This window comes from Streptomyces sp. NPDC000075 (genome assembly GCF_040301925.1).
GTDB lineage: Bacteria > Actinomycetota > Actinomycetes > Streptomycetales > Streptomycetaceae > Streptomyces > Streptomyces polychromogenes.
Genome location: NZ_JBEPFL010000007.1, coordinates 1 through 20,085, shown reverse-complemented (window position 1 = coordinate 20,085; position 20,085 = coordinate 1). Strand labels below are relative to the sequence as shown.

The 20,085-nt window shown below is 71.8% G+C and carries 20 protein-coding genes and 1 rRNA gene; 10 read left to right on the top strand and 11 right to left on the bottom strand.

What is annotated here, in order from left to right; translation table 11 throughout:
• Positions 1–30: 30 nt before the first annotated feature.
• The 6 genes from ABT403_RS10755 to ABT403_RS10730 all read right to left on the bottom strand — a co-directional run bounded on the left by ABT403_RS10755 (position 31) and on the right by ABT403_RS10730 (position 6,122).
• On the bottom strand, positions 31–852 hold the full coding sequence (locus tag ABT403_RS10755; RefSeq protein ID WP_344154738.1) for a tryptophan 2,3-dioxygenase family protein: 822 nt from the start codon (positions 850–852) through the stop codon (positions 31–33).
• On the bottom strand, positions 845–1,792 hold the full coding sequence (locus tag ABT403_RS10750) for a diiron oxygenase (RefSeq protein WP_344154741.1): 948 nt from the start codon (positions 1,790–1,792) through the stop codon (positions 845–847). The genes ABT403_RS10755 and ABT403_RS10750 overlap by 8 nt, the downstream gene beginning before the upstream one ends.
• Complete coding sequence (locus ABT403_RS10745; RefSeq protein ID WP_344154744.1) at positions 1,789–3,093, bottom strand: aminotransferase class I/II-fold pyridoxal phosphate-dependent enzyme; 1,305 nt, start codon at positions 3,091–3,093, stop codon at positions 1,789–1,791. Before ABT403_RS10745 ends, ABT403_RS10750 begins: the two co-directional genes overlap by 4 nt.
• Positions 3,093–3,899 carry an SDR family NAD(P)-dependent oxidoreductase gene (locus ABT403_RS10740; RefSeq protein ID WP_344154747.1) on the bottom strand — a complete coding sequence of 269 codons (807 nt, stop codon included), beginning with the start codon at positions 3,897–3,899 and terminating at the stop codon, positions 3,093–3,095. The genes ABT403_RS10745 and ABT403_RS10740 overlap by 1 nt, the downstream gene beginning before the upstream one ends.
• A 219-nt stretch (positions 3,900–4,118) precedes the next feature.
• Positions 4,119–5,318, bottom strand: a complete 1,200-nt coding sequence (gene serB / locus ABT403_RS10735) for a phosphoserine phosphatase SerB (RefSeq protein WP_344154750.1) — start codon at positions 5,316–5,318, stop codon at positions 4,119–4,121.
• 558 nt (positions 5,319–5,876) lie between these two features.
• Entirely contained in the window at positions 5,877–6,122 is a 246-nt protein-coding gene (locus ABT403_RS10730) for a hypothetical protein (RefSeq protein WP_344154753.1), read from the bottom strand.
• Between the two features lie 230 nt (positions 6,123–6,352).
• Between ABT403_RS10730 and ABT403_RS10725 the strand changes: the two genes are divergently transcribed.
• Entirely contained in the window at positions 6,353–8,929 is a 2,577-nt protein-coding gene (locus tag ABT403_RS10725) for an ABC transporter ATP-binding protein/permease (protein ID WP_344154756.1), read from the top strand.
• A gap of 113 nt (positions 8,930–9,042) precedes the next feature.
• Here the strand turns inward: ABT403_RS10725 and ABT403_RS10720 are convergent, their stop codons facing one another.
• Positions 9,043–9,678, bottom strand: a complete 636-nt coding sequence (locus ABT403_RS10720; RefSeq protein ID WP_344154759.1) for a transglycosylase SLT domain-containing protein — start codon at positions 9,676–9,678, stop codon at positions 9,043–9,045.
• A 473-nt stretch (positions 9,679–10,151) separates the two neighbouring features.
• Here ABT403_RS10720 and ABT403_RS10715 point away from each other — a divergent pair, with 473 nt between their 5' ends.
• The 3 genes from ABT403_RS10715 (at position 10,152) to ABT403_RS10705 (ending at position 12,327) form a co-directional block, all read left to right on the top strand.
• Positions 10,152–11,309 carry a GAF domain-containing sensor histidine kinase gene (locus ABT403_RS10715; RefSeq protein WP_344154762.1) on the top strand — a complete coding sequence of 386 codons (1,158 nt, stop codon included), beginning with the start codon at positions 10,152–10,154 and terminating at the stop codon, positions 11,307–11,309.
• Positions 11,302–11,955, top strand: a complete 654-nt coding sequence (locus tag ABT403_RS10710) for a response regulator (protein ID WP_344154765.1) — start codon at positions 11,302–11,304, stop codon at positions 11,953–11,955. The genes ABT403_RS10715 and ABT403_RS10710 overlap by 8 nt, the downstream gene beginning before the upstream one ends.
• Positions 11,956–12,081: 126 nt before the next feature.
• Positions 12,082–12,327, top strand: a complete 246-nt coding sequence (locus tag ABT403_RS10705) for a chaplin (protein WP_344154768.1) — start codon at positions 12,082–12,084, stop codon at positions 12,325–12,327.
• A gap of 87 nt (positions 12,328–12,414) precedes the next feature.
• On the opposite strand, the gene ABT403_RS10700 is transcribed toward ABT403_RS10705, so the two are convergent.
• The gene (locus ABT403_RS10700) at positions 12,415–13,185 is read right to left on the bottom strand and encodes an Rv1486c family protein (protein ID WP_344154771.1); all 771 of its coding nucleotides are present in this window, start codon (positions 13,183–13,185) and stop codon (positions 12,415–12,417) included.
• A 135-nt stretch (positions 13,186–13,320) separates the two neighbouring features.
• Between ABT403_RS10700 and ABT403_RS10695 the strand changes: the two genes are divergently transcribed.
• From ABT403_RS10695 to ABT403_RS10680, 4 genes are all read left to right on the top strand, one after another.
• Positions 13,321–14,121, top strand: coding sequence for an ABC transporter ATP-binding protein (locus tag ABT403_RS10695; RefSeq protein ID WP_344154774.1), 801 nt, complete (start codon positions 13,321–13,323; stop codon positions 14,119–14,121).
• Positions 14,122–14,185: 64 nt separating this feature from the next.
• Positions 14,186–14,614, top strand: a complete 429-nt coding sequence (locus tag ABT403_RS10690; protein WP_344154777.1) for an NfeD family protein — start codon at positions 14,186–14,188, stop codon at positions 14,612–14,614.
• An 85-nt stretch (positions 14,615–14,699) separates the two neighbouring features.
• Positions 14,700–15,674 carry an SPFH domain-containing protein gene (locus ABT403_RS10685; RefSeq protein ID WP_344154780.1) on the top strand — a complete coding sequence of 325 codons (975 nt, stop codon included), beginning with the start codon at positions 14,700–14,702 and terminating at the stop codon, positions 15,672–15,674.
• 95 nt (positions 15,675–15,769) lie between these two features.
• The gene (locus tag ABT403_RS10680) at positions 15,770–16,540 is read left to right on the top strand and encodes a sulfite exporter TauE/SafE family protein (protein ID WP_344154915.1); all 771 of its coding nucleotides are present in this window, start codon (positions 15,770–15,772) and stop codon (positions 16,538–16,540) included.
• A 113-nt stretch (positions 16,541–16,653) separates the two neighbouring features.
• Here ABT403_RS10680 and ABT403_RS10675 read toward each other — a convergent pair whose 3' ends face one another.
• From ABT403_RS10675 to ABT403_RS10665, 3 genes are all read right to left on the bottom strand, one after another.
• A complete protein-coding gene (locus ABT403_RS10675) occupies positions 16,654–17,157 on the bottom strand; it encodes an HNH endonuclease (protein WP_344154783.1) in 504 nt (167 codons plus the stop codon).
• A 149-nt stretch (positions 17,158–17,306) separates the two neighbouring features.
• On the bottom strand, positions 17,307–17,840 hold the full coding sequence (locus ABT403_RS10670; RefSeq protein ID WP_344154786.1) for a YbhB/YbcL family Raf kinase inhibitor-like protein: 534 nt from the start codon (positions 17,838–17,840) through the stop codon (positions 17,307–17,309).
• 47 nt (positions 17,841–17,887) lie between these two features.
• Complete coding sequence (locus ABT403_RS10665) at positions 17,888–18,670, bottom strand: sporulation protein (protein WP_344154789.1); 783 nt, start codon at positions 18,668–18,670, stop codon at positions 17,888–17,890.
• 146 nt (positions 18,671–18,816) lie between these two features.
• Between ABT403_RS10665 and ABT403_RS10660 the strand changes: the two genes are divergently transcribed.
• Together ABT403_RS10660 and ABT403_RS10655 are read left to right on the top strand one after the other, a co-directional pair.
• Positions 18,817–19,458, top strand: coding sequence for a DNA-3-methyladenine glycosylase (locus tag ABT403_RS10660; protein WP_344154792.1), 642 nt, complete (start codon positions 18,817–18,819; stop codon positions 19,456–19,458).
• 539 nt (positions 19,459–19,997) lie between these two features.
• Positions 19,998–20,085: ribosomal RNA gene (locus tag ABT403_RS10655) — 16S ribosomal RNA — on the top strand; the annotation flags it as partial.

Below are 20,085 nucleotides of genomic sequence, written 5' to 3'. Positions count from 1 at the left end.
GGGCGCCGGGCCCCGGGCCCGCCCGGGGCCTCAGCCCATCGGGCAGCGGGCCGGCGCCTCCGCGAAGCCCGCGTCCCGGGCCTCCCACAGCTCCGGGTAGAACCGCCGGTACACCGACGCCCGCAGATGCGCCGTGCCACTGCTGCCGCCCGTCCCCGGCCGCCCGCCGATCTGCCGCTCCACCAGCAGCGCGTGGCAGGCCCGCCACTCCGTCCACACCTCGTCGTGGTCGACCAGCGCCTCCGCCAGCTCGGCCAGCTCCGCGAACTCCGCCGGATCGCCGTCCAGCGGACCCGCCCCCAGCCGCGCGTACGCCTCCCAGCGCTCCTCCCGCGTCCCGACCGCGAACCCCGCCTTGGCCAGCAGCGCCACGAACCCCTCCCACAGCGTGGGCTCCGCCAGCCGCCGGTGCAGCCGCTCCCGCTCCCCGGGAGCCAGCCCGGCGACGGCCCGCCGCCCGTACTCCCCGCGCACCCAGTCGGCCCCGCACAGCCCCGCGATCTCCACGTACTGCGCCGACTGCTGGCCGCTGCTGCTGCCCAGCACACCCCGGAAGGCGTGGAACTCGCGCGGCGGCATCGCCCGCAGCGGATGGATGGCGGCGATCAGCGCCCGGGTGACGGACACGCTGCGCACCAGCCGGGCCCGGGCGGCCCGGGGGTCGCCCTCCAGCATCCGGTCGCGGGCGTCCGACAGGTCCCGCAGCAGCTGCCCGAACCACAGCTCCTGCACTTGGTGCACGGTGATGAACAGCAGCTCGTCGTCCACCCCGTCGGCCAGCGGCGACTGGAGGGAGAGCAGCTCCGGCAGCCTCAGGTACTCGGGATAGGTGACGGTCGCGGTCTCAGACATCGGAGTCCTCCGGGGCACGCAGTCCATAGGCGGCGAACGCGTCCGTGACGCCGGGCAGGTCGAAGGCACCGACCTGGGCGCACAGCCGCAGGGTGGAACGGGAGATCGTCTGGATGCGGTCCACGCCCGCGCTGCCGCCGTAGCTGTCCGCGAGGACGGCCTCGACGCGGTCCTCGTCCAGACCGGCCAGCCGCAGCGACACCCGCACCGGCTCCAGGTCCCAGTCGAGCGCGGCACGGATCATCGCGGGCAGGGCCCGGGCCGCCAGCACCCGGCGCCGCCCGTCCAGCCGGGCCCACAGCTCCAGGAAGAAGGCGGAGAAGAACCGGTGGTGGCGGCCCTCGTCCTTGGCGTGGTCGCGCATCAGCTCCCGTACCGTGCTCACCACGGTCGGGTCCTGCGGGACCTCGTTGAGCACGGCCGTGATCAGCGTCTCGAACACCACCGCCTGCAACTGCCCGGCCAGCACCGGGTCCTCGGGCAGCAGCCGCCGCCCGGTCTCCTGGAGCGCCGTCACGAAGCCGCCGTAGTCCACGTCCGGGACGGCGATGCCGGTCGCGCCGGCCACCTGGTCGGCCAGGTCCAGGCTGTAGAGGGCGTGGTAGCCCTCGTCGCAGTACACCTTGAAGGCGTCCATCCGCAGCGCCGTCGGGAAGTGCAGCCCCGAGATGCCGTTGGCGACGGGCTCGGCCGCCCCGTTGACCACCCGGGTCTCCAGGTGCGTCGTCGAGTGCAGGAACTGGTACAGGTGCCGGACCGAGATCTCCCGGACCCGCTCGGGGGCCAGCGCCTTCACCTCCGGATGCGCCAGGTGCGGCACCAGGGCGTCGGGGAAGAAGACCCGGCCCTGCTCCGTCTCGGCGTGGAACATCCGCCGGACTCCGCCGCGCACGCCGGCGGTCTCGTACCAGCGGTCCAGGGGACCTGGGGCCGTGCTCATGGGCGACTTCCGTTCCGTGGGGCGGGGGAGGGGGTGGGGTCGTGCGGGCCCGTCTGCGGGGGCAGGCCCAGGTGGACGGCGATCCGCCGGACCGCCTCGGCGACCAGCGGGGCGTCGACGGTGTGGCACAGCCGGAACCAGCCCGGCCGCGGCGAGCGGAAGGCACCCCCGGGCAGGATGCTGACCTTCGCCTTCTCGAACAGCTCCCGCCACAGCAGCTCCTCGCCCTCGAAGCCGGCGGCCGGCAGCCACCGCCCGAGGTCCAGCCAGACGGAGAAGCCCGCGCCGGCCGGGGCGTACGGGATGCCGTACGCCTCCAGCAGCCCGGTGAGGTGCCCGTACGAGGCCCCCAGGCGCAGCCGGCCCGCCGCGAGGAAGGAGGCGACCCACTCCCGGTCGGCCAGCAGCTCCGCCAGGGTGTGCTGGGTGGCGGTGGAGACGGGCGCGAAGTACGCCAGCGCCCGCGCGGCCTCCCGCACCCGCGGATCGCGGGTGTGCAGGACACCGGTCTTCAGGCCGGGCAGCCCGAAGTCCTTCGCGAAGCCCCACACCACGTGGGTGCGCCCGGCCCAGTCCGGGTTGACGGCCGGATCGGCGGCGCTGGTGAACGCCTCGCCGCCGAAGACCGCGTGGGCGTAGATCTCGTCCGCTATCAGGTCCACGTCGTGCGCGCGGACCACGCGCAGCAGCTCCGCCAGCACCTCGGGCCGGTGGACCTCGCCGATCGGGTTGGAGGGGGAGGACAGCGCCACGGCGCGTACGGTGACCCCCTCCTCCCGGGCCCGGCGCAGCGCCCGGTCCACCGCCGAGGCCGTCAGCCGGAACCCGTCGGCGGGATCGAGCGGCGCGGGCAGGATCCGGGCGCCCGAGCGGCCGCCGAGATCGGTGTCGAAGGCCCCGTAATAGGGCGCCGGCACCACGATGGCCTCGCCCGGGTCGCACAGCACGGACGCGATCGCGTCCAGCGCCCCGGTGGCGCCGCTGATCACCACCAGGTCCTCCGCGTCCAGCGGCGTCCCGACGGTGGCCGACAGCAGCTCGGCGACGCGCCCGCGCAGGACGCCGGTGCCGTGCAGCGGGGCGTAGCGGGCCGTGGCCTCGGTCATCGGGGGGAGCTGCGCCAGCCGTCCCTCCAGCAGGTCCCACAGCAGCCGGTTCTCGGCGGTGCCCAGGTTCAGGTAGCCGTCGGGGCGGCTGAGGGCGTCGTACGGTTCGGCCTCCGCCCGGAAGTGGGCCTCGGCGATCGCCGGGGTGTCGGCGAGGAGCCGGGCGGCCTGGCGGGAGACGCGGCGGGCGTCCATCAGGCCCTCCCGTGGCCGGCGTCGGCGCCGGTGAGCAGGCCCGGGTGCACCCCGAGGCCCATCGACGCGTCGATGACGGCGCCGTGCAGCGGCGCGGAGTGCTCGCCCGCCAGCCACCGCACCTGCTCGGCGATCTCCGCCGAGGTGATCATGCGCCCCTTGGGCAGCCGCGCCGAGAGCGCGGCCCGCTCCTCGGGCGAGAGCTTGTCCAGGGTGCTCGCCTGGAACATCGTGGTGTCGACGGCGCCCGGGCAGAGGGCGAACACGTCCACCGGCGCATGCGCCAGCTCGGCCGCGAGATGGCGGGTCAGATAGGTCAGCGCGGCCTTGCTCATCCCGTCCGCCGGGTGGAACCCGGGGAACTGGAAGATGCCCCCGCCGACGCTGGAGATGTTGATGATCTTCCCGAAGCCCCGCTCCAGCATCCCGGGCAGCACCTGCTCGGTGAGCCACAGCGGACCCACGGCGTTGATCTGGAAGAACGCGGACGCCTTCGCCCGCGCGGGCCCGTCACTGTAGTGCTCGACCGTCTTCGAACCGACCGCGGCGTTGTTCACCAGGACGTCCACCGGCCCGGGCAGCCGGTCCATCAGCAGCTCGTGGTCCTCCCACTCGCCCTGGGTGAAGGGGAAGGCCTCCACCTTGGCGCGTCCGGTGAGGGCCAGCTCCTCCACCAGTTCCTCGGCCCGCGCCCGGCCGTTGCGGTAGGTGAACCAGACCGTCCAGTCCTCCTCCCGCGCGAATCTCTCCACGCAGGCCCGGCCGATTCCGCCGGAGCCTCCGGTGATGAGCACACTTCGAGTCATCAACGTCCCCTTGAACGAAGAGTCCGATCGGGCCACCGCTGTCGCGAACCGGCGGAGCGATCGGAGCATTAGCCCCAAGTGCAGTACAAATGAAGCCAGTTCGGGTCAAAGACGCCTTGACTCTGCCTCGCGCGGCAGGCCTTTCCGGCCACCGGGCCCCGGATATGACGAACGCCCGGCCGAAAGAATCCGGCCGGGCGTGGGGGGACGAGGGGCTGCTCAGGCCAGGTCGGCCGCTTCCACTTCCTCGCGGGTGATGCCGAGCAGGTAGAGCACGGCGTCCAGGAAGGGCACGTTCACGGCGGTGTGGGCGGCCTCGCGGACGACCGGCTTCGCGTTGAAGGCCACGCCCAGACCGGCCGCGTTCAGCATGTCCAGGTCGTTCGCGCCGTCACCGATCGCCACCGTCTGGGCCAGCGGCACCCCGGCCTCCGAGGCGAAGCGGCGCAGCAGCCGGGCCTTGCCGGCCCGGTCCACGATCTCACCGGTGACCTTGCCGGTCAGCTTCCCGTCGACGATCTCCAGGGTGTTGGCCTGGGCGAAGTCCAGCCCCAGCTGCTCGCGCAGATCGTCCGTGACCTGGGTGAACCCGCCCGAGACGACGCCCACCTGGTAGCCGAGCGTCTTCAGCGTCCGCACCAGGGTCCGGGCGCCGGGCGTCAGCCGCACCTCGGCGCGGACCTTGTCCACCACCGACGCGTCCAGCCCCTCCAGCAGCGCCACCCGGGCGTGCAGGGACTGCTCGAAGTCCAGCTCCCCGCGCATGGCCCGCTCGGTCACCTCGGCGACCTCGGCCTCGCAGCCGGCGTGCGCGGCGAACAGCTCGATGACCTCGTCCTGGATCAGGGTCGAGTCCACGTCCATGACCACCAGCCGCTGCGCCCGGCGGTGCAGCCCCGCCGAGACCACGGCCACGTCGACGCCGATCTGGGCGGCGGTGGTGGCCAGCGCGGTCCGCAGCGGCTCGGTCTCGGCACCGGACACGGCGAACTCGACGGCCGTCACCGGATACTTGGCGAGCCGGAAGATACGGTCGATGTTGCCGCCGGTCGCGGTGATCCGGGCGGCGATGACGGCCGTGGACTCCGCGGTGAGCGGGTGCCCGAGCACGGTGACGTGGGACCGGCCGCTGCCGCGCGGACGGTTGTCGCCGGTACCGGAGATGATCTCGGCCGACAGCTTCAGCGACTCGGCCCAGCTGTGCACGGTGGCCCGCAGCTCGCCCTCGGGGTCGGCGGCGGGCTTGGTGACGAGGACGCACAGGACGATGCGGCCGCGGGTGACGACCTGCTCGATGTCGACGACGTCGACGGAGTAGGCGGCGAGGGTGTCCATTAGCCCGGCGGTGATCCCGGGACGGTCCTTGCCGAAGATCTTGACGAGGAGGGTGGGGACGTCGGAGGTCTGCGAAGCGCTCATGGTCCCCTCACCGTATCTTCCCGCCCCCGGCCCCGGGCTTCCCGTCCCACCCTTTGAACGCGTCGGCCGGGGCCACTCGGCGCCCCGGCGGCGTGTGAGGCGCCGGGCGGGACGAGGAAGGGCGGTGCGGGGAGCGGCTCCGCGCAGCCGGCCAGCCCGGCGGATCCGGCGGGTGGGGCGGCTTCGGCGGCTTCGGGGCGGCGGGGCACCCGGCGGCGGAGGCGGCGCGAACGGCTCCCGGTACGGCGCCCGGGACGCCCGGGGCGGCTTCGGCGGCCTCGGCGGAACCCCCGTGACCGTCACGTCCCAGGACCCGTCCGCCCTCCGCGCCCTGCCCGTCCGTCCCGCCCACCCTCCGGCTCCGGCCACCACGGCCGCGCCCCCGAGGGCCCGGGGCCGGGCGGGGAACAGGGCCCGGCCGGGCCACCGCGCCCCCGGCGCCGACCCCGCGCCCCGGACTCCGTACGGTCGCCCGCACCCCGGCGTACAGCAGCAGCACCCCCGCCCCCACGACCAGCAGCCACGCCCGCCCGTCGTACTCCGCGAGCCGCCCCGCCGTCACCGGCTCCCCCCCCGGGACAGCGCCGGCACCAGCGGCCCGACCCGCCCGGACGCCCGCCCCGCCCGGCCGGCCCCACCGCCTCCGCCACCGCGGCCCCGGTCATCCGCCCCGAGCCGGCCGCCCTGCACGTCGGCGTCCAGCAGGTGCAGCCCCAGCGCGGCCACCCCCGCCATGGCGGCCACCGCGCACCCCACGGCGGCGAGCGCGGACAGCAGGACCTCTCCCCAGCGGACGCGGCGCATGCGGCGACCCCCGAAACCGAGCCGAGCGGGGCGAGAAGTCCCGTATCGCACTCTCCGGGTGGCTTTCGACCCCGTCAACGGGCGGACGTAGGCGCCTGCGGAAGGCCCGGATTCCACATGTGGCCGCAGGCCTGAAATAGTTCCCCCGGATGTTCGCCATCCCTAGACTCCCTGACGTCGTTCTCCCTGGACGCCAGGGGGATTCTCGGGGGACCTTAAGTGGGGCTGGAGTGCCGGAACTCGTACTGGAATTGAACGGAAGGACCTGGACGCTCGATCCGTCCAGGTCGTACTCGCTGGGGCGCGATCCCCAGGGAGACGTGGTGATCGATGACGCCCGCGTGTCCTGGCGGCACGCCACCATCAGCTGGAACGGCCGGGTTTGGGCCATCGAGGACCACGGCAGCACCAACGGCACCTACGTGCACGGTGCGCGGGTCCAGCAGACGGAGCTCGTGCCCGGTACGCCGGTCCACCTGGGCAACGCGACGGACGGCCCGCGGCTGAATCCGAGCGCCGGCATGGCGGCTCAGCAGCAGCCGGCCTTCCAGGCCCCGCCCGCGCAGGGCCAGGCCCCGGCGTTCCAGCCGCCGGCCCACCAGCCGCAGCAGCCCGCCTGGGACCAGCAGCACCAGGCCCACCACCAGCAGCAGCCGCCGCAGCACCAGCAGCAGCCGCAGTACCAGGCCCCCCAGCAGCAGCAGCCGCAGCAGCCGCAGCACCAGCCGCAGCAGCCGTTCGTGCCGCAGCAGCAGGGCGGCGTGCCGCAGCAGTCCGCGGCGCCCGGCTACAGCGGCGGCGACCACCGCAGCCCGACGACGTTCCACCAGATCGCCGTCGGCCGCGTCATGCGCATCGGCCGTGCCCTGGAGAACGAGCTCGTCGTCTCCGACCTCCAGGTCTCGCGCCACCACGCCGAGTTCCGCTCCACGGGCGGCCGCTTCGAGATCCACGACCTCGGCAGCCACAACGGCACCTACGTCAACGGCCAGCCCCTGCCCAAGTCCGGCAGCGCGCTGCTCGGCCCCACCGACATCGTCGGCGTCGGCCACTCGACCTTCCGGATCGTCGGCGACCGCCTCGAGGAGTTCGTCGACACCGGTGCCGTCTCCTTCTCGGCTCGCCATCTGACGGTCACCGTCGACGGCGGCAAGCAGATCCTCAAGGACGTCACCTTCGGCGTCCCGGAGAAGTCGCTGATCGGCGTCATCGGCCCCTCCGGCTCCGGCAAGTCCACGCTCCTGAAGGCGCTGACCGGCTACCGGCCCGCCGACCAGGGCGAGGTCCTCTACGACAACCGCAACCTGTACAAGCAGTTCGCGGAGCTCCGCCAGCGCATCGGCCTGGTCCCGCAGGACGACATCCTGCACAAGGAGCTGAAGGTCTCGACCGCCCTGAAGTACGCGGCCAAGCTCCGCTTCCCCGGCGACACCGCCGAGGCCGAGCGCGACGCCCGCATCGACGAGGTGCTGCAAGAGCTCAAGCTCGACATCCACAAGGACAAGAAGATCACCTCGCTCTCGGGTGGTCAGCGCAAGCGCGTGTCCGTGGCCCTGGAGCTGCTCACCAAGCCCTCGCTGATCTTCCTGGACGAGCCGACCTCCGGCCTCGACCCGGGCATGGACCGCGACGTCATGCAGCTGCTGCGCAAGCTCGCCAACGACGGCCGCACGGTCCTCGTCGTCACGCACTCCGTCGCCGAGCTCGCCCTCTGCGACAAGCTGCTGGTCATGGCCCCGGGCGGGTCCGTCGCCTACTTCGGGCCGCCGGACGAGGCGCTGAACTTCTTCGGCTACACCACCTGGGCCGACGTGTTCTCCTCCTTCGAGAACTACCGCGACTACGACTGGGCCGGCCGCTGGAGGGGCTCGCTGCACTACCAGCTGTACGCCGCCGACCTCGATGCGGTCGCCCCGCAGCAGGTCGCGATGCCGCAGGCGCAGATGATCCCGCCCAAGCCGCAGGCCTGGGGATCGCAGCTGTGGACGCTGATCCGCCGCTACGTCTCGGTGATCGCCTCCGACAAGGGCTTCCTCGCCCTGATGGTGCTGCTGCCGGCGGTCCTGGGCGTCGTGTCCACGGTGATCCCCGCGAAGTTCGGCCTGGCCCCGCCGACCCCGCCGTCCCGCTTCAACGGCGACGCCGGCACCATCACCCTGATCCTCGCGGTCGGCATGTGCTTCTCGGGCGCGGCCAACTCGGTCCGTGAGCTGATCAAGGAACGCGTCATCTACGAGCGGGAGCGCGCGACCGGCCTGTCCCGGTCGGCGTACCTGATGTCGAAGGTGATCGTCCTCAGTGTGATCACGGTCATCCAGGGCGCGATCATCTGCGCCATCGCCTTCACCCCGCGCAAGCTGCCGGCCGAGGGCCTGTTCATGAACCCGGCCGTCGAGCTCTGCGTCTCGGTCACCGCGCTCGGCATCACCGCGATGATGTTCGGCCTGGTGATCTCCTCGCTGGTGAAGACCGCCGAGAAGACCATGCCGCTGCTCGTGATGTTCGCGATCGTCCAGGTCGTCTTCACCGGCATCCTGTTCCAGCTGTACGACAAGGTCGGCCTGGAGCAGTTCGCCTACCTGATGCCCTCCCGCTGGGCCGTCGGCGCCGCCGGCACCACCCTGAACCTGGGCAAGCTCATGGCTCCGTGGGACCCGCAGAACCCCACCAACACCGACCCGCTGTGGGACCACACCACCGGCCAGTGGTTCGTGGACGTCTTCGTCCTGCTGCTGCAGGCCGTGATCTGCGGCTTCGTCGTGGCGCGCCTGCTGCGTCGCCACGAGCCCGAGGTCATGCGCAAGTAGCGGTAGCGGCCCGCGGCCAGACACGCGAAACGCCTCAGGGCGGCACCCGGATCACTCCGGGGGCCGCCCTGAGGCGCATGGGGGTCCTGCGGGCGCCCGCTGAGGCGTGGGGCCTAGTAGGCGCTGTTGACGTTGTCCATCGAGCCGTAGCGGTCGGCGGCGTAGTTGCACGCGGCGACGATGTTCGCGACCGGGTCGTACAGGTCGAACTTGGTGCCCTTGACGTGGTACGCGTTGAAGGTCGGCTGGATGACCTGGAGCAGGCCCTTCGAGGGGATGCCGTTCTGCGCGTTGATGTCCCACAGGTTGATCGCGCGGGGGTTGCCGCTGGACTCGCGCATGATGTTGCGGTGGATGCCGGCGTAGGTGCCGGGGATGCCCTCGCGCTTCATGATGAAGAGGGCTTCCTTGATCCAGCCGTCCAGGTTGTTCGCGAAGACCGGGGTGCGGGCGGCGGAGCGGCTGGCCGCCTCGGCCTCGCGGTCCTTCTTCGCCTGCGCCTCGGCCTGGGCCTTCGCCGCGTCCTTGGCCTTCTGGTCCGCTACGGCGTGCTGGGCGCCGAGGTTCTGCTGGATCGCCTGGGTCCACGCCACGGGGGCGGCGGCCACGGTCTCGTCCTTCTGCGTGCCGGTTTCGGCCGGGACGACGGAGAAGGCGAGCGCGGCGGCACCGAGGGTGGCGACACCGGCGATCGACAGCTTGTACGCCTTCGTCAGACGACTGTGACCGGGAGTGCTGGAAGCAGACATGCGGGGCAACCTCTTCGGATAGCGGGGGCCGCAGGAAGGCGCCGGGAGGATCCGGGATCCCTCGGCGCCTTGCGACGGGAGCCATTCTTAGCGGCGGCAAAATCCTGTGGCAAAGGTGTGACATACGATCCCGGTTAGTGGATCAGGGGGCGGCGGGGCCTCGGGACTTTGGTCCCGGAGACCGGCCGGAACAGCACTGACAACGCCTTTACGTGTCCACTACGCGGCTTCGTAAGTGATGTGCGTCCTATGCCCGGGCTCACATCGGACCTGTAACAGTCTCACCAAGGGTTGCAACAGCAATGCGGTGGGTGACCGTTCTCCGCCTCAAGGAGGACCCGGAAGCGCCCCGGCCTCCTCCCCGGGGCAGAAGCACCGCCCCCCACCCCCTCCCCGAGCCGTACGCCACCGGGCCCGAAGACCTACGACCGGCGCCCGATCCCGCAGGTCAGGGCCGCCGGTACGGTGACCCCATGGACAACGGACCCTGCACCGGGCTGGCGGCCGTCAGTACCGCCCTGCTCGCCATGAGCCGCAGGCTGGAGGTCCGCGACGTCCTGCGCACCATCGTCGTCTCGGCCCGCGAACTGCTCGGCGCCGAGTACGCGGCCCTCGGCGTACCCGACGACCACGGGGGCTTCGCCCAGTTCGTCGTCGACGGCATCACCGAGGACCAGTGGCGCCGCATCGGCCCCCTGCCCCGCCAGCACGGCATCCTCGCCGCGATGCTCCACCAGGACGGCCCCCAGCGGCTGGCCGACGTACGGCAGGACCCGCGCTTCGAGGGCTGGCCCGCCGCCCACCCCGACATGTCCGACTTCCTCGGCCTGCCCGTCCGCGACGGCGACGAGGTCCTCGGCGCCCTCTTCCTCGCCAACAAGAGGAAAGCCCCCGGCACGGATCACGGCGGCGCCCACGGCTTCACCGACGAGGACGAGGAACTCCTCTCCCTCCTCGCCCAGCACGCCGCCATCGCCCTCACCAACGCACGCCTCTACGAGCGCAGCCGCGAACTCACCATCGCCGAGGAGCGCTCCCGCCTCGCCCACGAGCTGCACGACGCCGTCAGCCAGAAGCTGTTCTCCCTGCGCCTGACCGCCCAGGCCGCCGCCGCCCTCGTCGACCGCGACCCGGCCCGCGCCAAGGGCGAGCTCCAGCAGGTCGCCGCCCTCGCCGCCGAGGCCGCCGACGAACTGCGCGCCGCCGTGACCGAGCTGCGCCCCGCCGCCCTCGACGAGGACGGCCTCGTCGCGACCCTGCGCAACCACGTCCGCGTCCTCGACCGCGCCCACGCCGCCCGCGTCACCTTCACCTGCGACGGCGTACGGGCCCTGCCCGCCGCCCAGGAGGAGGCCCTGCTGCGCGTCGCCCAGGAGGCCCTCCACAACGCCCTGCGCCACTCCGGAGCCGACCGCGTCGAGGTCACCCTCGCCCGCGTCGCCGGCGGCGGGGCCGTCCTGCGGGTCAGCGACTCGGGCCGGGGCTTCTCCCCGCCCACCGTCCGCAAGGCCGGCCGCCACCTGGGACTGGTCTCCATGCGGGACCGCGCCGCCGGCGCCGGAGGCCGACTGGAGGTCCGCTCCGAACCCGGCGCGGGCACCACGATCGAGATGGAGGTCCCCGGTGGCTGACACCCCCGGCCGCATCCGCGTACTGCTCGTCGACGACCACCAGGTCGTCCGGCGCGGTCTGCGCACCTTCCTGGAGGTACAGGAGGACATCGAGGTCGTCGGCGAGGCCGCCGACGGGGCCGAGGGCACCGACCGCGCCGAGGAGCTGCGGCCCGACGTCATCCTGATGGACGTCACCATGCCCGGCACCGACGGCATCGAGGCCCTGCGCCGGCTGCGGGACCTCGGGAACCCCGCGCGGGCCCTCGTCGTCACCAGCTTCACCGAACAGCGGACCGTGGTCCCCGCCCTGCGGGCCGGCGCCGCCGGATACCTCTACAAGGACATCGACCCCGACGCCCTGGCCGCCGCCATCCGCTCCGTCCACGCCGGACACGTCCTCCTCCAGCCGGAGGTCGCCGAAGCCCTGCTGGCCGCCCAGGACGACCAGGGCGCCCCCGCCGGCCGCCCCGGCGCCCTGACCGACCGCGAACGCGAGGTCCTCGGCCTGATCGCCGACGGCCGCTCCAACCGGGAGATCGCCCGCGCCCTGGTCCTGTCGGAGAAGACCGTCAAGACGCACGTCTCGAACATCCTGATGAAACTGGACCTCTCCGACCGCACCCAGGCCGCGCTGTGGGCGGTCAGGCACGGGATCACGCGGTAATGGGCTGAGCTGAGATTCATACGGTCGGGTGTATGTAGCCCACATGGCGCATCCCGCCGGGCGGGGGAGCGTTCTCCATGGCGTGCCGCGGCGGCTGGTCGCGGCAGACGTACTGGAGGACGAGAAGTGAAGAACTACAAGAAGGCCGCAGCCGTCACCATGATCGCGGGCGGCCTCATCGCCGCCGGCGCGGGTGTCTCCTCGGCGCACGGCGGTGCGTCCGCGGAGGGCGAGGCCGTGGGCTCGCCCGGCGTGGTCTCCGGGAACCTGGTCCAGGTCCCCGTGCACATCCCCGTGAACGTGGTCGGCAACACCGCCAACGTCATCGGCCTGCTCAACGGCGCCTGGGGCAACACGGGCGTCAACAACTGACCCCACCCCCGGACCCGCGGCCCCGCCTTCCCCCCTCTCCCCGGGAAGCGGGGCCGCTCCCGCGCCGCCACACCCGAAAGAGAGGCCCTAACCCTCCACCGCGGCGTTGTACGCGGCCACCAGGGCCCGTCGGGCGACCCGCTCCACCGGCCGCAGCGCCTCCGCCCGCGCCGCCATCTCCGAGGCCGCCACCGCGCCCCCGTGCCCCCGCTCGTACGCCAGCGACACCAGCAGGTCCACCCGCTGCGCCAGCGCCAGCACCCGCACCGCCCGCGCCGGATACCCCGGCGCCAGCACCTCCCGGCCCGCCTCCGCCCGCGCCCGGTACGCCGACAGCGCCGCCTCGGCCGCCGGCCCCGACGCCGCCACGTCCAGCCGCGTCAGCACCACCGTCGCCTCGCGCAGCGCCTCCGCCAGCTCCCGCTCCGCCTCGCCCAGCGAGGGCACGTCCGCCGGCGGGGCCTCCCGCACCGGCAGGCACCGCCACACCACCGAGACGTGCACGTCACCCGCCGGACCCGCCTCCGCGACCTCCGGCACCAGCCCCAGCGCGGCCCCCGCGCACACCACGGCCTCCTCGGCCTCCAGCGCACGCGCGTTGAACTCCGGCGGCCCGCTCAGCCCCAGCGGATGCCCCGGCACCGGCAGCGCCACCCGCAGCCCGGTCACCCCCAGCGCCCGCAGCCGCCCCAGCGCCAGGGTGAGCCCCACCGGACCCGGCTCGCCCGGCAGACCCTCCACCCGGTGGGAGGCGTCCTCGCCCACGATCGACGACGCGGCCTCGTCGGGCGAGACGAGACCGGCCAGCAGCGCGTTCCCCCAGGCGGCCAGCCGCCCTGAACGTGGTTCGAAAAGCATCCCCCCACTCTACGGATCCGGCCCCTCACCCGGCCTGGCGCCCGGACCCCTTCCCGAGTGGCGTAGGTTTTCCCCTGGGGCCGCGCCTACAGGCGGGCACAGAGAACCGTGACTGCAAGGGGTGACAACACGCTCATGAGCGATGTTCTGGAGCTGGTGGACGTATCCGTGGTCCGCGAGGGCCGGGCTCTGGTGGACCAGGTCTCCTGGTCGGTCAAGGAGGGGGAGCGCTGGGTCATCCTCGGCCCCAACGGCGCCGGCAAGACCACGCTGCTGAACCTCGCCTCCAGCTACCTCTTCCCCACCAAGGGCTCCGCCACCATCCTCGGCAGCACCCTGGGCAAGCCCGGCAGCGACGTCTTCGAGCTGCGCCCGCGCATCGGCGTCGCCGGCATCGCGCTCGCCGACAAGCTCCCCAAGCGGCAGACCGTCCTGCAGACCGTGCTCACCGCCGCCTACGGCATGACCGCGACCTGGCAGGAGGAGTACGAGGAGGTCGACGAGCAGCGCGCCCGCGCCTTCCTGGACCGCCTCGGCATGTCCGACTACCTCGACCGCAAGTTCGGCACCCTCTCCGAGGGCGAGCGCAAGCGCACCCTGATCGCCCGCGCCCTGATGACCGACCCCGAGCTCCTCCTCCTCGACGAGCCCGCCGCCGGCCTCGACCTCGGCGGCCGCGAGGACCTCGTCCGCCGCCTCGGCCGGCTGGCCCGCGACCCCATGGCCCCGTCCATGGTCATGGTCACCCACCACGTCGAGGAGATCGCCCCCGGCTTCACGCACGTCCTGATGATCCGGCAGGGCAAGGTCGTCACCGCCGGCCCCATCGAACTGGAGCTGACCTCCCGCAACCTCTCCCTGTGCTTCGGCCTCCCGCTGATCGTCGAGCGCAACGAGCACGACCGCTGGACCGCCCAGGGCCTGCCCCTGCGCTAGCGCACCCCCGGCGGACGGCCGCCGCGCCCTGTCCGGCCGCGCCCACCCGACCTACCATGACCATGTGGACATCGACGCATGGGTGTGGTGGCTCATCGGCGCGGTCGGACTGGGCATTCCCCTCGTCCTCACCGCGATGCCGGAGTTCGGCATGTTCGCCGTCGGCGCCGTCGCCGCCTCCGTCACGGCGGCCCTCGGCGCCGGAGCGGTGGCCCAGGTCCTGGTCTTCGTCATCGTGTCGGTCGCGCTGATCGCCGTCGTCCGGCCGATCGCCAACCGGCACCGCGACCAGCGGCCCCAACACCGCAGCGGCATCGAGGCGTTGAAGGGCAGAACCGCCGTCGTACTCGAACGGGTCGACGGCAGCGGCGGCCGCATCAAGCTCGCCGGCGAGGTCTGGTCCGCCCGCACCCTCGACACGCACAGCAGTTTCGAACCCGGCCAGTCCGTCGACGTCGTGGACATCGACGGAGCGACCGCGGTCGTCATGTGAGCAAGCAGCCCACCCGCGGCCCCGGGGTCTGCGAGACTCCGCTCAACGGGGCAGCACAGACAGCCGGAAGGGCACGGGGAACCGCATGCAACCGATCATCATCGTCCTGATCATCCTGGTGGTACTGGTCTTCATCGCCCTGGTCAAGACGATCCAGGTGATCCCGCAGGCCAGCGCCGCCATCGTCGAGCGGTTCGGCCGCTACACGCGCACCCTCAACGCGGGCCTCAACATCGTCGTCCCGTTCATCGACTCCATCCGCAACCGGATCGACCTCCGCGAACAGGTCGTCCCCTTCCCGCCGCAGCCGGTCATCACCCAGGACAACCTGGTCGTCAACATCGACACCGTCATCTACTACCAGGTGACCGACGCCCGCGCCGCGACGTACGAAGTGGCCAGCTACATCCAGGCCATCGAGCAGCTCACCGTCACCACGCTGCGCAACATCATCGGCGGCATGGACCTGGAACGGACCCTCACCTCCCGCGAGGAGATCAACGCGGCGCTGCGCGGGGTCCTCGACGAGGCCACCGGCAAGTGGGGCATCCGCGTCAACCGCGTCGAGCTCAAGGCCATCGAGCCGCCGACCTCCATCCAGGACTCGATGGAGAAGCAGATGCGCGCCGACCGCGACAAGCGCGCCGCGATCCTCCAGGCCGAGGGCGTCCGGCAGTCCGAGATCCTGCGCGCCGAGGGTGAGAAGCAGTCCTCCATCCTGCGCGCCGAGGGTGAGGCCAAGGCCGCCGCCCTCAAGGCCGAGGGCGAGGCCCAGGCCATCCGTACGGTCTTCGAGTCCATCCACGCCGGCGACGCCGACCAGAAGCTCCTCGCCTACCAGTACCTCCAGATGCTCCCGAAGATCGCCGAAGGCGACGCCAACAAGCTCTGGATCGTGCCCAGCGAGATCGGGGACGCACTCAAGGGCCTCTCGGGCGCCATGGGCAACTTCGGCCCCCTCGGCGGCGGTTCGACGGGCTTCAACCCGCAGAACCCCGGCAAGGGAGCCCCCGAGGCGGGCAGCGGCCCCGAGCGCCGCGAACAGCCCCCCATCGACTGACGGCCCTCCCCTTCGTGCATGATCGGTGAGGCCCCTCGACCTTCATGGCGGGGAGGCGACTCACTCACACAAAGGGGATGGCTCCGTCCATGTCCATGTCCATCTGGGAATCCCTCGCGGTCCTCGCCGCCGGAATCGGCGCCGGCACCATCAACACCATCGTCGGCTCCGGCACCCTCATCACCTTCCCGGTGCTGCTCGCCACCGGCCTGCCCCCGGTGACCGCCAACGTCTCCAACACCCTCGGCCTGGTGCCCGGCTCCCTCAGCGGGGCCATCGGCTACCGCAAGGAACTCCGGGGACAGCGCTCCCGCATCCTGCGGCTCGGCGCCGTCTCCCTCATCGGCGGTCTCGCCGGCGCGATCCTGCTCCTCACCCTGCCGTCGGACTCCTTCGACACGATCGTGCCCGTCCTCATCGGCCTGGCCCTCGTCCTCGTCGTCCTCCAGCCGAAGCTCGCCGCGGCCCTGCGCCGCCGCCAGGAAGCCGCCGGAGGGGACACCGGACACCCCGACGGCGGCCCGGCCCTGCTCGCCGGCATGCTCCTGTCCAGCGCCTACGGCGGCTACTTCGGCGCCGCCCAGGGCGTCCTCTACCTCGGCCTGATGGGGCTGCTGCTCCACGAGGACCTGCAACGGATCAACGCCGTCAAGAACGTGGTGGCCGCCCTCGTCAACGGCATCGCCGCCGTCTTCTTCCTCTTCGTCGCCGAGTTCGACTGGACGGCCGTCCTCCTCATCGCCGTCGGCTCCACCATCGGCGGCCAGATCGGCGCCAAGGTCGGCCGCCGACTGCCCCCGACCGTCCTGCGCGGGGTCATCGTCACCGTCGGGATCGTGGCCATCGTCCAACTGCTGCTCCGCTGAACGACGTAGCGGAAATACGCCGCGGAAAGACCTCCGCCCCGCCCGCCGCACACGGCGACGGACGGGGCGGGCGGGACGAACACGCCGGATGAGGCGGACGGGACGGGTGGGACTCAGGCGGAACGCGCCAGCCAGGCAGGCAACTCCTCCTGACCTCCCACCCCCAGCGCGAGCAGCATCGCGTCCGCCGGCGACGGCACGAAGGGCTTTCGCAACAGCGGCATCCCCGCCTCCTCCGGAGTCCGCGCCGCCTTGCGGTGGTTGTCCTCGGCACAGGACGCCACCGTGTTCAGCCAGGTGTCCCCGCCCCCCTGAGCCCTCGGCAGCACATGGTCCACGGTCGTCGCACGCTTCCCGCAGTACGCGCACCGGTGCTGGTCCCGGACCAGCACCCCCCGCCGCGACCAGGGAGCATGTCTTCGGAACGGCACCCGGACGTACCTGCACAGCCGGATCACCCGGGGCATCGGAAGGTCCACGGCGGCTGCACGCACACGCAGTTCCGGGTGGGACTGTTCCACCACGGCCTTGTCCTGGAGCACCAGAACGACGGCGCGGTTCAGCGAAACCGTCGACAGCGGCTCGAAGCTCGCGTTCAGTACCAGCGTGTCCCGCATCTCGCCCACCTCCCGTGTGCAGGCCCGCGACCACTCCGGCGGCAAGGCCCGCAACCACTCTGGCCGCGCGCGCCACGCGGGACAACGCAATAAAAATGCCCGGCCCCGGCCTCTTTTAGACCAGGACCGGGCGAACGCCGGGAGAACGATCAGGCCGCCGGCGCCTCGTACTCGCCGATCAGCTGCGCACGGCCGAGCGTGTGGAACCGCAGGTGGAAACCGACCGCGGCACACGACGCGTCCGCGTCCGGCCCCAACCGCTCCCGGTCCACCGCGTACACGGTGAACACGTACCGGTGCCGCTCCCCGGCCGGCGGGGCCGCCCCGCCGTAGTCCTTCGTCCCGTAGTCGTTGCGCACCTGCACCGCACCGGCCGGCAGCCCCTCGAACTTCCCGCTGCCCGCACCCGCCGGCAGCTCGGTCACCGAGGCCGGCAGATCGAACAGCACCCAGTGCCAGAACCCGCTGCCCGTCGGGGCGTCCGGGTCGAAACAGGTCACCGCGAAGCTCTTCGTCCCCTCCGGGAACCCCTCCCAGCGCAGCTGCGGGGAGAGGTTCCCGCCCGACAGGACCTGCGCGTCACCCAGATCCGCCCCGGGGGCGAGATCGGCACTGGTCACGGTGAAGGCGGGCACCTCGGGGTGGAAGGCGTGGGGGAGGGGAGCCCTGTTCCGCTCGGTCACTGCTGTACTCCTTGATCGAAGAAGTCCTACGGGCCCGAGACTAGTGACTAGAACCAGTTGCGCTGCGAACCGACCGACGCGATCCACTGGTTCAGGTACGCCGCCCAGTCGGTCCCCTCGTAGGAGTGCAGACCCACCTGGAAGCAGCGGTAGGTGTCGCTGCCCTCGCTGAACAGCCCCGGCTTCTTGTCCATCTCCAGCACGACGTCCATCTCGTGGCCGTCCGAGACGAAGGTCAGCTCCACCTGGTTCAGCCCCCGGTACTGCGACGGCGGCAGGAACTCGATCTCCTGGTAGAAGGGCAGCGTCTGCCGCGTCCCCCGGATGTGGCCGCGCTCCATGTCCGCACTGCGGAAGGAGAAGCCCAGCTGCCGGAACGCGTCGAGGATCGCCTGCTGCGCCGGCACCGGGTGCACGTTGATCGGGTCGAGGTCGCCCGCGTCCACCGCGCGCGCGATCTCCAGCTCCGTGCTCACCCCGATGTTCATCCCGTGCAGCGGGTGGCCCTCGAAGTGGGTGATCGGCGTCTCCGCCGGGATCTCCAGCGCGAACGGCACCACGTGCAGGGCGTTCGGCTGCACCTTGAAGGCACCGCCGAGGCGCTGCTTGGTGAAGACGACGTCCTGCTTGTACTCCTGGTCGCCCCCCTCCACCTCCACCCGCGCCTGGAGCCCGACCGACAGCCCCTCGATCTGCTGCTCCACGGCCCCGCCCTGGATCCGCACCTCGCCCTGGACGATCCCGCCCGGCACCACGTTCGGCTCGGTGATGATCGTGTCCACCGAAGCACCGCCGGCACCCAGGCTCGCGAGCAGCTTCCTGAACCCCATGTCTATCTCCCCTATACGGATACGGAATACCGATACGGATCTGCGGGGGCGGCGGCCGGACCGGTCCGACGGCCCGCCCCACCCCCTATCACTGCGGAACCTTAGGCCCCGGTTGCCGGGGCGCGCGCTCGGCTACGCTCGGCCGGATGAGCGCGCGCCCCGACCGTACGCCCCTGGCCCGGTCCTTCTTCGACCGCCCGGTCCTCACCGTGGCCCCGGACCTCCTCGGCCGGACCCTCGTCCGCCGTACCCCGGACGGCACGATGGAACTGCGCATCACGGAGGTGGAGGCGTACGAGGGGGAGGCCGACCCGGGCTCCCACGCCTACCGCGGCCGCACCCCCCGCAACGCGTCGATGTTCGGCCCGCCCGGACACGCGTACGTCTACTTCATCTACGGCATGTGGTTCAGCCTCAACCTCGTCTGCGGCCCCCCGGGCCACGCGAGCGGAGTACTGCTGCGCGCCGGGGAGGTGACGCTGGGCGCCGACCTGGCTGCCAAACGTCGTATTACGGCCAGATACCCGCGAGAACTCGCCAAGGGCCCGGCCCGCCTGGCCACGGCCCTGGACGTGGACCGCTCCCTCGACGGCACCGACCTCTGCGCGGGCCCCGACTCCCCCCTCTCCCTCCTCGCCGGCACCCCCACCCCTCCCGACCAGGTGAGCAACGGGCCGCGCACGGGAGTGGGCGGCGCCGGCGCGGCTCATCCGTACCGCTACTGGATCACCGGCGACCCGACCGTCAGCCCGTACCGCGCCCATGCGCCGCGCCGCCGCACAACTTGACTCGATCTTCGGAGCCGCCTAACGTAGCCCGAGCCGCTGGAACAGGCACTGCCATCGCAGACCTGCGGGAGCGGCAAACCCACTACCTACGACGTGCCCCTGGCGGGGTCGATTTCGGCGTGCCCGAATTCGAATCCGACAGCTCGATTATGAGTTGCAGGGAATAAGCGCTAATGTGGTGGAGCGCCGAAAGGCAAAGGCCCCCAACGGCCACCGAATTCAAATCCAAGCCGGAAACGGCGCGGAAATGATCTGGTAGAGTTGGAAACGAAGGAAGCGCCCGGAGGGCCTGGAAACAGGAACGAAGGAAGCGTCCGTACCTTGAGAACTCAACAGCGTGCCAAAAATCAACGCCAGAAGTTGATACCCCGTCCACTCCGGTGGATGAGGTTCCTTTGAAAAAGACCTGTCGGGCCTTCGGGCACTGGCAGGCAACAAACACAGCGAGGACGTTGTGACGCGTCGGTCATATTCCGACATGACGTGTCCGCTCAACGTGTGTGTGCACCGGCTGTATTCATTTACTGGCCGAGTAAACATTCATGGAGAGTTTGATCCTGGCTCAGGACGAACGCTGGCGGCGTGCTTAACACATGCAAGTCGAACGATGAAGCCCTTCGGGGTGGA

Bases quoted from the DNA above. Each gene is read 5' to 3' on its own strand.
- ABT403_RS10695 (WP_344154774.1), top strand. From the start codon at position 13,321: ATGAGCGATGTTCTGGAGCTGGTGGACGTATCCGTGGTCCGCGAGGGC.
- ABT403_RS10685 (WP_344154780.1), top strand. From the start codon at position 14,700: ATGCAACCGATCATCATCGTCCTGATCATCCTGGTGGTACTGGTCTTC.
- ABT403_RS10665 (WP_344154789.1), bottom strand. From the start codon at position 18,670: ATGGGGTTCAGGAAGCTGCTCGCGAGCCTGGGTGCCGGCGGTGCTTCG.
- ABT403_RS10675 (WP_344154783.1), bottom strand. From the start codon at position 17,157: ATGCGGGACACGCTGGTACTGAACGCGAGCTTCGAGCCGCTGTCGACG.
- ABT403_RS10715 (WP_344154762.1), top strand. From the start codon at position 10,152: ATGGACAACGGACCCTGCACCGGGCTGGCGGCCGTCAGTACCGCCCTG.
- ABT403_RS10700 (WP_344154771.1), bottom strand. From the start codon at position 13,185: ATGCTTTTCGAACCACGTTCAGGGCGGCTGGCCGCCTGGGGGAACGCG.
- ABT403_RS10745 (WP_344154744.1), bottom strand. From the start codon at position 3,093: ATGGACGCCCGCCGCGTCTCCCGCCAGGCCGCCCGGCTCCTCGCCGAC.
- ABT403_RS10730 (WP_344154753.1), bottom strand. From the start codon at position 6,122: ATGCGCCGCGTCCGCTGGGGAGAGGTCCTGCTGTCCGCGCTCGCCGCC.
- ABT403_RS10720 (WP_344154759.1), bottom strand. From the start codon at position 9,678: ATGTCTGCTTCCAGCACTCCCGGTCACAGTCGTCTGACGAAGGCGTAC.
- ABT403_RS10755 (WP_344154738.1), bottom strand. From the start codon at position 852: ATGTCTGAGACCGCGACCGTCACCTATCCCGAGTACCTGAGGCTGCCG.
- serB (WP_344154750.1), bottom strand. From the start codon at position 5,318: ATGAGCGCTTCGCAGACCTCCGACGTCCCCACCCTCCTCGTCAAGATC.
- ABT403_RS10660 (WP_344154792.1), top strand. From the start codon at position 18,817: ATGAGCGCGCGCCCCGACCGTACGCCCCTGGCCCGGTCCTTCTTCGAC.
- ABT403_RS10740 (WP_344154747.1), bottom strand. From the start codon at position 3,899: ATGACTCGAAGTGTGCTCATCACCGGAGGCTCCGGCGGAATCGGCCGG.
- ABT403_RS10680 (WP_344154915.1), top strand. From the start codon at position 15,770: ATGTCCATCTGGGAATCCCTCGCGGTCCTCGCCGCCGGAATCGGCGCC.
- ABT403_RS10750 (WP_344154741.1), bottom strand. From the start codon at position 1,792: ATGAGCACGGCCCCAGGTCCCCTGGACCGCTGGTACGAGACCGCCGGC.